This window comes from Streptomyces sp. NPDC028331, assembly GCF_055565775.1.
This window is the reverse complement of sequence record NZ_JBVHTR010000004.1, coordinates 44,144-57,082: the sequence shown is the minus strand read 5'-3', so window position 1 is coordinate 57,082 and position 12,939 is coordinate 44,144. Positions and strand designations below refer to the sequence as shown.

The following is a 12,939-nucleotide window of genomic DNA, read 5'->3' as shown; positions in this document are numbered from 1 at the left end:
GAGACGGCGCCTGCCACCTTGTCCCCGACCGGACGAATCGGCAGGCGCCGCCGCCTTTTCGGGCGCTCATCGCCCAGCCGGTCGACTGCGTCACCTCGCCCCCCGGTCATCGGCCCGCCCGCGTGGAGGCGAGAGGCCGACGTGCCGTAGCCTCGGCGTTCCCGCACCGCACCGAAGGGGGATCGGCATGGCCGCGATCAGTCTGACCAAGGTCGAACAGACCGCGCCCGCGCTGGTCAGCCTGTACAAGACCGCCGGGGTCTCGCTGCGCAAGCACGGGCTCGACGGGCAGCGGGCCGCCGTCTACCTCGTGGTCGACTACTCCGGGTCCATGCGGCCGTACTACGAGGACGGCAGTGTGCAAGCCCTCGCCGAACGCGTGCTCGGGCTGGCCGCGCACCTCGACGACGACGGAAGCGTGCCGGTGGTGTTCTTCTCCACCGACGTCGACGCCGTCTCCGACATCTCCCTGGCCGGCCACCGGGGCCGCATCGACCGGATCGTGTCCGGGCTCGGGCACATGGGCAAGACCAGCTACCACCTCGCGATGGACGCCGTCATCGACCACTACCTCGACAGCGGCTCGCAGAACCCCGCCCTGGTCGTCTTCCAGACCGACGGCGGCCCCATCAGCAAGTTCGCCGCGGAGCGCCATCTCTGCAAGGCGGCGAAGCTGCCGATGTTCTGGCAGTTCATCGGGTTCGGGGACCCGGACAGCAGGCAGTTCGACTTCCTGCGCAAGCTCGACGAGCTCGCGGTGCCGCAGCGGCGGGTCGTCGACAACGCCGGGTTCTTCCACGCCGGTACGGACCCACGGCAGGTGTCCGACGCCGAGCTGTACGACCGTCTGGTGAGCGAGTTCCCGCAGTGGCTGGCGGCGGCGCGGGCGCGGGGCATCGTGGAGTGAGCACCCTTACGCCCGGGGGCGGATCCCGTCGAGGACCGCGGCCCGGCATTCCTGGGGCGTCCCCCAGGCCGTGAGCAGCGCGCGGGCCTTGGTGAGCCACAGCGAGAGGTCGTACTCGCAGGTGTAGCCGATCGCCCCGTGCGACTGCAGCGCCGTCCGGGCGGTCGCGTACGCCGCTTCACAGGCCGCGACCTTCGCGGCGGCCACATCGGCCGGGGTCATCGACAGGGCGGCGCCGAACAGCAGCGGGCGGGCGAACTCCAGGGCGGTCTTCGCATCGGCCAGCCGGTGTTTGACGGCCTGGAAGGAGCCGATCGGCACACCGAACTGCACCCGCCGCCCGACATACGTGACGGTCTTCTCCAGGAGAGCCAGACCGACGCCGAGGGCCTGGGCGGCGGTGGCCAGGCGGGCCCAGAGGACCGCGTCCGGAGGGACGCGGCAGAGCGGTGCGCCGCCGGGGAGCGGGACGGCCAGGCGTCGGGCCGGGTCCAGGGACGGCCGTACCTCCCGCACACCGGGAGCCTGCCATACCTCGCCGTCCCTGAGCGCGAGTACGACGTCCGCCGTATCCCCGTCCAGCGCGTACGGCGCGGCCACCGTGGCCAGCCGCTTTCCCGAGGCCAATCCGGGCAGCAGCTCCCCGCCGCGCTCGGGTGCCCCGCGGAGCAGGGCGGCCGCGAGCACCGTCTCCACCACCGGGCCCGGCATCGCGTGGCGCCCCAACTCGATGAAGGCCAGGGCCAGTTCCACCGGATGCGGTCCCACCCCTTCGTACGCCTCCGGTATCGCCAGGGCGAACACGCCGGCCTCCGCGATCCGCGACCACAGCGCCCGCCCGGCCGTCGGGTCGCCGACGCTCCAGGACCGGGCGACCGCGGGGGTGTCGGCGGCGGTCAGCAGCGCGTCCAACGAGCGGGCGAAGGCACGCTGTTCCGCGGTGGGCAGGAAGCGCATCAGCGGCGGCCCTTCGGCAGGCCGAGCAGGCGCTCGGCGATGATGTCGCGCTGGATCTCGTTCGTGCCGGCGTAGACGGGGCCCGCGAGGGAGAAGACGTACCCCTGCGCCCAGTCGCCGTCCGCCAACTCGCCTTCCTCGCCCAGGAGATCGAGGGCCGTCTCGTGCAGCGCGATGTCGTACTCCGACCAGAACACCTTGTTCATGCTCGCCTCCGGGCCCATCGGTTCGCCCTGCAGGAAGCGGGACGCGCCCGCGTACGTGAAGAGCTGGTAGGCGCGTGCGCCGATCACCGCGTCGGCCACCCGGTCCCGCACGTGCGCCGGGGAGCCTTGCTCCTGCCACAGCGCCACCAGCCGGTCGGCGGCTGCCAGGAAGCGCCCGGGAGAGCGCAGGGTGAGCCCGCGCTCGTCGCCGACCGTCGACATCGCGATCCGCCATCCCTCACCGGGTGCACCGATCACGTCCTCGTCCGGCACGAACACCTCGTCCAGGAACAGTTCGGCGAATGCCGGCTTCCCGTCGAGACGGCCCACCGGACGGACCGTCACGCCGGGCGCGCGCAGGTCGAACATGAGGTAGGTCAGTCCCTGATGGGGCTTCGGAGCGTCCGGATCGCTGCGGAACAACCCGAACGCCCGGTCCGCGAAGGCCGCACGCGACGACCACGCCTTCTGCCCGCTCACACGCCAGCCGCCGGCCGTGCGCACCGCCCTGGACCGCAGGGAGGCCAGATCGGAACCGGCCTCCGGCTCCGACCACGCCTGCGCCCAGACCACCTCCCCGCGTGCCATCGGCGGCAGCACCCGGGCCCGCTGCTCCTCGGTGCCGTGCTCGAACAGGGTCGGCGCCAGCAGATGGATCCCGTTCTGGCTCACCCGGCCCGGCGCGCCTGCCGCGTAGTACTCCTCCTCGAAGATCAGCCATCGCACCAGCCCCGCGTCCCGTCCGCCGTACCGCGCCGGCCAGGACACCACCGACCAGCGATCCGCGGCCAGTTCCGCCTCCCACGCCCGGTGCGCCGCGAACCCCTCCCCGGTCTCCAGGGAGGGCAGCGGGGCGGCGGGCACATGCGCGGCCAGCCAGGCCCGCGCCTCGGCGCGGAAGGCCTCGTCGGCGGGGGAGTGGGTGAGGTCCACGGGCGCCGTCCCTCCACGGTGCTTCCCTAATCTTCCCTAACAAGTGTTTGGTAGGTTAGCGTGGGCCCATGACAGGCGTCGAGAGTCCGGCGTACGAGCCCGGCCACGGGCTGCTGCGGGGGCGCACCGCCGTGATCACCGCGGCGGCCGGTGCCGGGATCGGCGGCGCCACCGCTCGCCGGTTCCTGGAGGAGGGCGCGCGCGTCCTGATCAGCGACGCGCACGTGCGCCGCCTCAAGCAGTACGAAGCGGAGCTGGCCGGGGAGTTCGGGGACGCGGTGACCGCACTGCCGTGCGACGTCACCGACGATTCCCAGGTCCGCGCCCTCTTCGACACGGCCGCCCGGACCCACGGTCGGCTCGACATCGTCGTCAACAACGCCGGCCTGGGCGGCACCGCCGCGCTCGTGGACATGACCGACGAGCAGTGGTCGCGCGTGCTGGACGTGACGCTGAACGGCACGTTCCGGTGCCTGCGCGCGGCCCTGCGCGCCATGAAGGAGACCGGCGGCGTGATCGTCAACAACGCCTCCGTGCTCGGCTGGCGCGCCCAGGAGGGACAGGCGCACTACGCCGCCGCGAAGGCGGGCGTGATGGCCCTGACCCGGTGCGCGGCCATGGAGGCGGCGGCATACGGGGTGCGGGTCAACGCCGTCGCGCCGAGCCTCGCCCTGCACCCGCACCTGGTGAAGGTCACGACCCCCGAGCTGCTTCAGGAGCTGACCGCTCAGGAGGCCTTCGGGCGGCACGCCGAGCCCTGGGAGGTGGCCAACGTGATCGTCTTCCTGGCGTCCGGCTACTCCTCCTACATGACCGGCGAGGTCGTCGCCGTCAGCAGCCGCCACCCCTGAGCCCCGCGATGGACCCGCGCCCCCGGGATCACAATGGATCCGTGCCGACCAACAAGAAGCCCCAGGTGACCGCCGCGCCCGCCCGCCGCCGCGAACTCCTCGACACCGCCGCCGAGGTCTTCGCCGAACAGGGCTACAACGCCACCACCGTCCGCACGATCGCCGACCACGCCGGAATGCTCGCGGGCAGCCTCTACTACCACTTCGACTCCAAGGAGTCGATGCTGGAGGAGATCCTGCGCACCTTCCTGGACGAGCTGTGGGACGGCTACGACACCGTCCTGGACGCCGGTCTCGGCCCGAGGGAGACGCTGGAGGCGCTGGTCACCGAGTCGTTCCGGGAGATCGACCGGCACCGCGCGGCCGTCGCGATCTACCAGAAGGAGTCCAGGCAGCTCGCGGCGCAGGAACGGTTCGCGTTCCTCGCCGAGTCGCAGCGCAAGTTCGAGAAGGCATGGCTGTCCACCCTGGAACGAGGGGTCGCCGACCGGGTCTTCCGGTCCGACCTCGACGTCCGGCTCACCTACCGGTTCGTGCGCGACACCGTGTGGGTCGCCGCCTCCTGGTACCGGCCCGGCGGACAGCACAGCCCGGAGGAGATCGCCCGCCAGTACTTGTCCATGGTGCTCGACGGGATCGCCGTACGCCGAGAACAGCAGGAGCACAGCAGCACATGAGCAGCCGTATGGGAACCGTCGTCCTGTGTGAGGGAGTTCCACCATGGCCGAGGCCTACATCGTCGAAGCGGTCCGTACGCCCGTCGGGCGGCGCCGGGGCGGGCTCAGCGGAGTCCACCCGGCCGACCTGGGCGCACACGTCCTGAAGGCCCTCATGGAGCGCTCGGGCGTCGACCCGGCCGCCGTGGAGGACGTCGTCCTCGGCTGCCTGGACACCGTCGGGCCGCAGGCCGGGGACATCGCCCGCACCTGCTGGCTGGCCGCCGGGCTGCCCGAGGAGGTGCCCGGCGTGACCGTCGACCGGCAGTGCGGCTCCTCCCAGCAGGCCGTGCACTTCGCGGCACAGGCCGTCATGTCCGGCACCCAGGACCTGGTGGTCGCGGGCGGCGTGCAGAACATGTCGCAGATCCCGATCGCCTTCGCCTCCCGTCAGGCCGCCGAACCGCTCGGGCTGACCGAGGGGCCGTTCGCGGGCAGCGAGGGCTGGCGTGCCCGCTACGGCGACCAACCCGTCAACCAGTTCGCCGGCGCCGAGATGATCGCCGCCAAGTGGGGCATCACCCGGCGCGACCAGGAGGAATACGCCCTCCGCTCGCACCGGCGGGCGGTGCGCGCCATCGACGAGGGCCGCTTCGAGAAGGAGACCGTCGCCCACGGGGACGTCACGGTCGACGAGGGCCCGCGCCGGGACACCTCCCTGGAGAAGATGGCCGAGCTGAAGCCCGTCCTGGAGGGCGGCACCATCACCGCCGCCTGCTCCTCGCAGGTCTCCGACGGCGCTGCGGCCCTGCTGCTGGCCTCGGAACGGGCCGTACGGGAACACCGGCTCACCCCCCGCGCCCGCATCCACCACCTGTCGGCGCGCGGCGAGGACCCCATCCGCATGCTGACCGCTCCCATCCCGGCGACCGCGCACGCCCTGAAGAAGACCGGGCTCACGATCGACGACATCGACCTCGTCGAGATCAACGAGGCGTTCGCCCCGGTCGTGCTCGCCTGGCTGAAGGAGACCGGCGCCGACCCGGAGAAGGTCAACGTCAACGGCGGCGCCATCGCCCTCGGCCACCCCCTCGGCGCCACCGGTGCCAGGCTGATGACCACCCTCCTCCACGAACTCGAACGGACCGGCGGCCACCTGGGCCTGCAGACGATGTGCGAGGGCGGCGGCCAGGCCAACGTGACGATCATCGAACGGCTCTGAACCGGTCCAGGGACCTCAGCACCTCCTCCGCCTCCGTCATGATCCGCTCCACCAGCTCCGCGCACGACGGCAGGTCGTCGATCACCCCGGCGACCTGCCCGGACGCCATCACCCCCAGATCCGTCCGCCCGTCCACCATCGCGGCCCTGAGCAGCATCGGCGTGTTCGCCGCGAGCAGCACCTGCCCCCAGCTCAGGTCCTTGCCGTGCCTCAGGGCGAGCCCGTCGCGGATCATCCGCGGCCACGACAGACCCGACAGCCTGCGGAACGCCGACGCCCGGCGCACCGCCCGCAGCAGCGCCCGCACCCGGCCCGCGCGCTCCAGCGAGTCCACGAACGGCGTGCGCAGCATGCGGTGCGGCAGCCCGTCCACCGCCGTCGTCACCGTCACATCCCGCACCGACGCCGCCAGATAGCACGCCTTCACCGCCTCGGGCACCGTCGAGTCCGAGGTCAGCAGGAACCGCGTGCCCATCGCGATGCCCGCCGCCCCGTACGCCAGCGCCGCGACCAGCCCGCGCCCGTCGTGGAAGCCGCCCGCCGCCACCACCGGGATGTCCACCGCGTCCACCACCTGCGGCAGCAGCACGGACGTCGCCACCTCACCCGTGTGACCACCGCCCTCGCCGCCCTGCACGACCACCGCGTCCGCACCCCAGGAAGCCACCGTCTCGGCATGCCGCCGCGCTCCCACGGACGGGATCACGACGACCCCGGCCGCCTTCAGCTCGGCGATCAGTCCGGCCGACGGCGCCAGCGCGAAGGACGCCACCCGCACGCCCTCCTCCACGAGGATCCGCACCCGGTCGCCCGCGTCCTGGGCGTCCGCCCGCAGATTCACCCCGAACGGCGCGTCCGTCCGTGCCCTGACCTCCCGTATCGCCTCCCGCAGCCGATCCGGTGTCATGGTCGCGGAGCCGAGGATCCCGAGCGCACCCGCGTTCGCCGCGGCGCAGACCAGGCGGGGCCCGGCCACCCAGCCCATGCCCGTCTGCACCACCGGATGCCGGACCCCGACGAGACGCGTGAACGCCGTGTCCATCAGCGCCCACCGCCCCCGCCGGCCCGATCGGGCACCTCCCGCTCCCGTACCCCCTCGGGATCGATCACCTCGCGGATCAACCGCAGCTCCAGGGACGTCGGTTCACGGGTGTACGGAACGTCGTCGGGGACCGTCAGCTCGAAGCCCGTCGCCCGCCGCACCTCATCGGGCGTCACCCCCGGGTGCAGCGAGGCCGGCCGCATCGAGCGGTCCGGGGTGTCGAAGTCGAAGACACCGAGGTCGGACACGACACGCGCGATGTGGTGGAAGCGGGCTGTGGCCGGATGCCGGGCCGCGCGGTCGTACCCCACCCCGCACACCATGTCGACCCGCTCGACGAACACCCGCCGCGAATGCCGCGGTATCCAGTAACTGGTCGGATGGTTGAGGGTGTTGACCGGCGCCCCGCGCACCCCGAGCAACTGCCTCCGGGGTGCCGCCCAGTCCCCGATGCACGAGATGTTCTGGTTGCCGAAGCGGTCGATCTGGCTCGCGCCCATCATCACGTGCCGCCGTCCGCCGGCCACCAGCTCCAGATGCCGCCGGTACGGCAACCAGCCCTCCACCGTGCCGTCGACGCCCACCAGCATGGCCTCGCCGTCGGTGAGCAGCAGGTCCGGGGAGAAGGTCCGCCGGGCCAGCCGCGCCCCGATCGAGGGGACCGGGCCCATGGGGCTTGCGAGGATCTCCCCGGCGCCGCGCCACGCCTCGGCACACGCGATCACGCAGTACTCGGCTCGGGTCGCCGCGCTCATGACCGCTCCTCGTGCCAGGCCCGGACGGCCGACTGGTAGGCGTGTTCGTCCCCGGCGAGGAACCGCCCGGCGAATTGTGACCACTCGGTGGTCGCGTAGTGCCTCTGGAACGCCTCGTCCCGGTCGTGGTCCGGTGCGCAGGAGGTGAAGTGCGCGCCGTTCGGAGCCTCGACCACCCCGGTCACGACGTGCCGCTTGAGCAGCAGGGTCTGCGGCGCCGCCTCCTTCGTCAGCTCCGCCGTGTCCACGATCCGCTCGCAGGAGACGTACGCCGCGTCCGCCGCCTCACAGAACAGGTCGTCGAAGTACGGATCCGGGCCCAGGTACTGGCCGTTGCCCAGTCGGTCGGCACGGTTGACGTGCACCAGGACGGCGTCCATCCGCAGCGCCGGCATCGCCACGAACTCCTCGCGCGGTCCGGGCGAGACGGTCCCGCCGCCGGCGAAGGACCACCCGTCCCCGTACGGCGACGTCACCGTCCGCAGGCCGGGGTTGACCCGCAGCACGTCCGAGCCGACGCCCGCCCGCACCGGCAGGAACGGCAGCCGGTTCGCCGCCGCGCGCAGCCCCCACAGGAACATCGCCTCGTCGACCTCCACCAGCTCCAGCGCACCGCTCTCCCGGGCCGCCCGGAAGTGCGGTTCGAGCGGGATCGAGTCGAGGGTCGTGAACGCTGCGACCAGCCTCCGGACCCGCCCCGTGGCCGCGAGCATGCCCACGTCGGGACCGCCGCAGGAGACGACCGTCAGATCGGTGACCCCGGAGCGGAGCAGCGCCCGCACCAGGGCCATCGGCTTGCGCCGCGACCCCCAGCCCCCGATGCCGAGGGTCATGCCGCTCTCCAGCCGGGAGACGACCTCCTCGGCGGTCATCGTCTTGTCCCCCACCTATCCGCCCTCCTTCCCGAAGGTGTCCCGGACCCGGCCGGCCGCACCGCTGAGGTTCGCCTCGAACGTGAAGCCCTGCTCGAAGCGGTAGCTGCGCCGCACATCGACCGGGTCGATCCCGTTGAGGGCGGCCTTGGCGAGCCGGAGCAGCTCACCGTCCTTGGCGGCGATCTCACCCGCCAGTTCCAGCGCGGCCGCGCCGAGCCCGCCCCGCGGCACGACCCGCCACACCGCGCCGTGCGCGTGCAGCTCGGCCGCCGTCACCGTGCGCGCGGTGTAGTAGAGGGCACGCATCAGATGCGGCGGCACCAGCCGCGCCAGATGCGTGGCCGCGCCCAGCGCGCCCCGGTCCAGCTCGGGCAGCCCGAAGACGGCGTCCTCGCTCGCCACGATCGCGTCCGCGTTGCCGACCAGCCCTATCCCGCCGCCCAGGCAGAAACCCTGCACCGCCGCCACGACCGGCACCTCGCACTCGTACACCGCAGCGAACGCCTCGAAGCACCCCCGGTTCGCCCCCACCAACGCGCCGCTGCCCTCGGCCTGTATCTCCTTGATGTCCACGCCCGCGTTGAAACCGCGCCCCTGCGCGGCCAGCACGACACAGCGGACCTCCCGGTCGCGGCCCGCCGAGCGCACGGCCTCGGCCAGCGCGAACCAGCCGGCCACCGGCAGCGCGTTCACCGGCGGGAAATCGACCGTGACGACGGCGACCCCTTTTTCCGGGCACGAGGTGGAGACACTCATGGACACATCAGCTACCTTTCCACCAAACGTTTGTTAGGTGAGATTCGAAGCTAGCAGTCGTCGCGAGCCGACGGGAGGGCCTGTGGACAACCTGCGCGGCCGTACGGCACTCGTCACCGGCGGCACCCGCGGAGTCGGCGCCGGAATCGCCCAGGCGTTCGTCGCGGCCGGAGCCCAGGTCGTCGTATGCGCCCGCCGTCCGCCCGAAGTCCCCCTGCCCGGCACCGAGTTCCTCCCACTCGATGTGCGCGACCCCGATGCCGTACGCGACTTCTTCGCCGCGCTGCCCCGAGTCGACGTACTGGTCAACAACGCGGGCGGCACCCCCTACCGGCTCCTCGCCGACGCCGGGCCCGAACGGCACGCCCGGGTCGTGGAACTCAACCTCCTCGCGCCCCTGACCGTGTCCCTCGCCGCGTACGAGCACCTCCGGCGCGCCCGGGGGGCGATCGTGATGATCGGCAGTGTGAGCGGCGGTCGCCCCTCGCCGGGCAGCGCCGCCTACGGGGCGGCCAAGGCGGGGCTGGAGAGCCTCGCCCGCTCCATGGCCGTGGAGTGGGCACCCGAGGTGCGGGTCAACACGCTGGTCGTCGGGATGGTCCGCACCGAGCTGTCCGCCCTCCACTACGGCGACGCCGACGGCATCGCGGCCGTCTCCCGCACCGTCCCGCTCGGGCGTCTCGCCGAGCCGTCGGACATCGGCGAGGCCGCCGTCTTCCTCGCCTCCGACGCCGCCGCGTACATCACCGGCGCAAGCCTCCTGGTCCACGGGGGAGGGGAGCGCCCGGCGTTCCTCGACGCGGCGACCGTCAACAGGGGCGCGACAAGAACAGGGGCAAGGGGCGCTGCGCAAACAAGGACAAGAGGAGCTTCGGAAGCGGGGAAAGGGGACATGCCGTGACCGGTGTCGCCGACGGCCGCGTAGTGATCGTCACCGGCGCGGGCCGGGGCCTCGGCCGCGCCCACGCCCTCGCGTTCGCCGCCGAGGGCGCGAGGGTCGTCGTCAACGACCTCGGCGTCGGCCTCGACGGCACGCCCGGCGCCGGCAGCCCGGCCGGGCGGGTCGTCGAGCAGATCCGCGCGGCCGGTGGCGAAGCGATCGCGCACAGCGGGGACATCGCGACGAGCGCGGGGGCCGCGTCCCTGGTGGCGGCCGCCCTGGAGGCGTACGGGCGTGTGGACACCCTCGTCAACAACGCAGGCTTCCTGCGCGACCGGATGCTGGTCAATCTCGACGAGGACGACTGGGACGCCGTCGTGCGGGTCCACCTCAAGGGGCACTTCCTGCCGCTGAAACACGCGGCGGCGCACTGGCGCGCCGAGGCGAAGGCGGGGCGCACCCCCTGCGCCCGCGTCGTCAACACCAGCAGCGGAGCGGGGCTGCTGGGCTCGGTGGGGCAGGGCAACTACAGCGCGGCCAAGGCCGGCATCGTCGCCCTGACGCTGGTCGCGGCGGCGGAACTCGGACGCCACGGGGTGCAGGTCAACGCCATCGCGCCCGCGGCGCGCACCCGCATGACCGAGGGGACGTTCGCCGAGGCGATGGCGGCACCCGCCGGCGGCTTCGACGCGATGGCCCCGGAGAACGTCTCCCCCCTGGTCGTCTGGCTCGGCTCCGCCGCGAGCGCCGGGGTCACCGGCCGGGTCTTCGAGGCGGAGGGCGGCCGGATCAGCGTCATGGAGGGCTGGCGGCGGGGCCCGACGGCGGACAAGGGCGCGCGGTGGTCCCCGGCCGAGGCGGGGGAGGCGGTCCTGGAACTGCTGGCGGAGGCGGAGGCGCCGGGGGCCGTGTACGGGGCCGGGTAGAACCTGGGGCCGAGCGCCGAGCGCCGAGTGGGGACGAGCGCCGAGCGCCGGGGGCCGGGGGCCGCGGAGCCGAGTGCCGGGGACCGTGGCGCCGGGGGCGAGGGGCCGTGCGGTCTATTCGGACAGGCGGGCGACGAACTTGCTCTGCCGCTCGGACATCACGGACAGGAAGCGGACCACGGTCTCCAGCTCCTGCGCGCTGAACTCCTCGCACGCCTCGACGATGTCGCGCGCCCACTCCTCGAAGAACACGGCGAGTTCGCGGAGCTTCTGCTGGTTCAGCTCCACCAGCACACGCCGCTTGTCCGTGGGGTGCTTGACCCTGCGCACGAACCCCTTGGACTCCAGGCGGTCGACGAGCCCCGTCACGGACGCGGGAGCCAGACCGGTCAGCTCCGCGAGGTCCTTAGCGGTGAGCGGGCCGCGCCGCTCCAGGAAGTCCAGGGTCTTCTCCTCCGTGGCGTTCAGGCCCTGCTGCGCGGCGATCGCCGAGTGGAACATCACCGTGACGGCGCTGTGCTGCCGCCCCACGGTCATGAGCTGCTCCAGCGCCCTGGCCCGCCGCTCGTCGTCGTTCCCGACCGCTGCCGCACCCTCGCCCGTGCCGTCCGTGTCAGCGCTGTTCATGGCCCCAGGCTAGCAAATATTTCGTTCGGTCGAACTAAGGACTTGCGCCGAAGGCACCCTCGATGGAAGTCTTTCGTTAGACCGAACGAAATAAATCCGCGCCGTGTCAACGGCCGTCGTCGCCGGGAGTCACCATGACCTCAACCCTCGCCGCCACCTCGGAACCGGTGGCGGAGCCGTATCCGCGCCGCTGGGCCGCTGCCGCCGTGATGATGGTGGCGGCCCTGATGGACCTGCTGGACGGGACGATCGTCAACGTGGCGATCCCCTCCATCGGCCGTGATCTGCACGCCGCGCAGAACGCCCTGCAGTGGCTGGTCTCCGCCTACCTGCTGGGTTTCGCCGCCACGCTGATCGTCTCCGGGCACCTCGGTGACCGGTTCGGCCGCCGTCGCCTCTTCCTCCTCGGCACCGCCGGCTTCGGACTCGCCAGTCTGGGCTGCGGAATCGCTCAGTCTCCGGGTCAGCTGATCGCGGCCCGGGCCGTGCAGGGCGTGATGGCCGCGGTGCTGCTGCCGCAGGTGCTCGGCTCGTTCCGGACGCTGTTCCAGGGCCGGGAACGCGGCGCCGCCTTCGGGATGTACGGGGCCGTCGCCGGGTTCGCCTCCGCGATCGGACTGCTGCTGGGCGGGCTGCTCACGGACGCCGACCTGTTCGGCTGGGGCTGGCGGTCGGTGTTCCTGGTGAACGTTCCCGTCGCCGCCGTCACCTTCGCGGCCGGGTTCGTGCTCGTGCCCTCGACGAAGGAGCGCTCGGCCGGGCGCCCGGACGTCTTCGGCAGCCTCGTCCTGGCGGCGGGCCTGGTCGCGATCGTGCTGCCGCTGGTCCAGGGACGCGTCAACGGCTGGCCGCTGTGGGGCTGGCTGTGCCTCGCCGCCGGCGTCGCCGCGGTCGTCGGGCTCGGGATCTACGAGGCCCGACGGCGCCGAGCGGGGACGGTGCCCCTGCTGCCGGACCGGGCGTTCCGGCTGCCGGCGTTCTCCGTCGGGTTCCTCGTCCAGCTCCTCTTCTCCCTGGGCATGCAGGGCTTCTTCCTGGTCTTCGCGCTCTGGCTGCAGGGCGGCGAGGGGTACACCCCGATGCAGGCGGGTGTGGTGACGGTGGCGTTCTCGGCGGGCAGCTTCCTGACCGCGCCGATGGCGGACGGGCTGGCGGTGCGGTTCGGTCGGCTGGTGCTCGGAGCGGGCGCGGTGCTCATGGCCGGCGGGTTCGGGCTGGTGTGGGGGGGGGGGGGGGGGGCCCCCCCCCCCCCCCCCCGGGTACAGGCCTCTTTTTCGGGCCTCTCGTTTTCCTACATCCGAACGGGGTTTCTTGCTTTTTTTCTTTTCGCCCTCGTTCTGTCCTCC

Annotated in this window: 14 protein-coding genes; 7 read left to right on the top strand and 7 right to left on the bottom strand. The window is 72.6% G+C overall.

Going from position 1 to position 12,939, the window contains the following annotated elements; all coding sequences use genetic code 11:
* Positions 1–187 precede the first annotated feature (187 nt).
* Complete coding sequence (locus ACZ4SW_RS06295) at positions 188–907, top strand: vWA domain-containing protein (protein WP_468238636.1); 720 nt, start codon at positions 188–190, stop codon at positions 905–907.
* Between the two features lie 6 nt (positions 908–913).
* Here the strand turns inward: ACZ4SW_RS06295 and ACZ4SW_RS06290 are convergent, their stop codons facing one another.
* On the bottom strand, positions 914–1,864 hold the full coding sequence (locus tag ACZ4SW_RS06290; RefSeq protein ID WP_468238634.1) for an acyl-CoA dehydrogenase family protein: 951 nt from the start codon (positions 1,862–1,864) through the stop codon (positions 914–916).
* Complete coding sequence (locus tag ACZ4SW_RS06285; protein WP_468238632.1) at positions 1,864–3,003, bottom strand: acyl-CoA dehydrogenase family protein; 1,140 nt, start codon at positions 3,001–3,003, stop codon at positions 1,864–1,866. Before ACZ4SW_RS06285 ends, ACZ4SW_RS06290 begins: the two co-directional genes overlap by 1 nt.
* Before the next feature lie 68 nt (positions 3,004–3,071).
* Here ACZ4SW_RS06285 and ACZ4SW_RS06280 point away from each other — a divergent pair, with 68 nt between their 5' ends.
* The 3 genes from ACZ4SW_RS06280 to ACZ4SW_RS06270 are packed head-to-tail and all read left to right on the top strand — an operon-like array spanning position 3,072 to position 5,732.
* Positions 3,072–3,854, top strand: a complete 783-nt coding sequence (locus ACZ4SW_RS06280) for an SDR family oxidoreductase (RefSeq protein ID WP_468238630.1) — start codon at positions 3,072–3,074, stop codon at positions 3,852–3,854.
* Between the two features lie 41 nt (positions 3,855–3,895).
* Complete coding sequence (locus ACZ4SW_RS06275) at positions 3,896–4,531, top strand: TetR/AcrR family transcriptional regulator (RefSeq protein WP_468238628.1); 636 nt, start codon at positions 3,896–3,898, stop codon at positions 4,529–4,531.
* A gap of 43 nt (positions 4,532–4,574) precedes the next feature.
* Positions 4,575–5,732 (top strand): acetyl-CoA C-acetyltransferase, encoded by a 1,158-nt coding sequence (locus ACZ4SW_RS06270; protein WP_468238626.1) that lies wholly within the window; start codon positions 4,575–4,577, stop codon positions 5,730–5,732.
* On the opposite strand, the gene ACZ4SW_RS06265 is transcribed toward ACZ4SW_RS06270, so the two are convergent.
* Genes ACZ4SW_RS06265 through ACZ4SW_RS06250 form a run of 4 tightly spaced genes read right to left on the bottom strand, consistent with a single transcriptional unit; the run spans position 5,716 to position 9,160 of the window.
* Positions 5,716–6,774, bottom strand: a complete 1,059-nt coding sequence (locus tag ACZ4SW_RS06265) for an NAD(P)H-dependent flavin oxidoreductase (protein ID WP_468238623.1) — start codon at positions 6,772–6,774, stop codon at positions 5,716–5,718. The two genes, ACZ4SW_RS06270 and ACZ4SW_RS06265, sit on opposite strands and share 17 nt — an antisense overlap.
* Positions 6,774–7,529, bottom strand: coding sequence for a CoA-transferase subunit beta (locus tag ACZ4SW_RS06260; RefSeq protein WP_468238621.1), 756 nt, complete (start codon positions 7,527–7,529; stop codon positions 6,774–6,776). The genes ACZ4SW_RS06265 and ACZ4SW_RS06260 overlap by 1 nt, the downstream gene beginning before the upstream one ends.
* The gene (locus ACZ4SW_RS06255; RefSeq protein WP_468238619.1) at positions 7,526–8,416 is read right to left on the bottom strand and encodes a CoA transferase subunit A; all 891 of its coding nucleotides are present in this window, start codon (positions 8,414–8,416) and stop codon (positions 7,526–7,528) included. Before ACZ4SW_RS06255 ends, ACZ4SW_RS06260 begins: the two co-directional genes overlap by 4 nt.
* The gene (locus tag ACZ4SW_RS06250; RefSeq protein ID WP_468238616.1) at positions 8,417–9,160 is read right to left on the bottom strand and encodes an enoyl-CoA hydratase family protein; all 744 of its coding nucleotides are present in this window, start codon (positions 9,158–9,160) and stop codon (positions 8,417–8,419) included.
* A gap of 91 nt (positions 9,161–9,251) precedes the next feature.
* Here ACZ4SW_RS06250 and ACZ4SW_RS06245 point away from each other — a divergent pair, with 91 nt between their 5' ends.
* Together ACZ4SW_RS06245 and ACZ4SW_RS06240 are read left to right on the top strand one after the other, a co-directional pair.
* Positions 9,252–10,061, top strand: a complete 810-nt coding sequence (locus tag ACZ4SW_RS06245) for an SDR family oxidoreductase (RefSeq protein WP_468239398.1) — start codon at positions 9,252–9,254, stop codon at positions 10,059–10,061.
* Positions 10,058–10,966, top strand: coding sequence for an SDR family oxidoreductase (locus ACZ4SW_RS06240; protein ID WP_468238614.1), 909 nt, complete (start codon positions 10,058–10,060; stop codon positions 10,964–10,966). The genes ACZ4SW_RS06245 and ACZ4SW_RS06240 overlap by 4 nt, the downstream gene beginning before the upstream one ends.
* A 114-nt stretch (positions 10,967–11,080) precedes the next feature.
* Here the strand turns inward: ACZ4SW_RS06240 and ACZ4SW_RS06235 are convergent, their stop codons facing one another.
* Positions 11,081–11,593 carry a MarR family winged helix-turn-helix transcriptional regulator gene (locus tag ACZ4SW_RS06235; protein WP_468238611.1) on the bottom strand — a complete coding sequence of 171 codons (513 nt, stop codon included), beginning with the start codon at positions 11,591–11,593 and terminating at the stop codon, positions 11,081–11,083.
* Positions 11,594–11,727: 134 nt separating this feature from the next.
* On the opposite strand from ACZ4SW_RS06235, the gene ACZ4SW_RS06230 reads away from it, so the two are divergent.
* A partial coding sequence (locus ACZ4SW_RS06230) for an MFS transporter (protein WP_468238609.1) occupies positions 11,728–12,939 on the top strand: 1,212 nt, incomplete at its 3' end.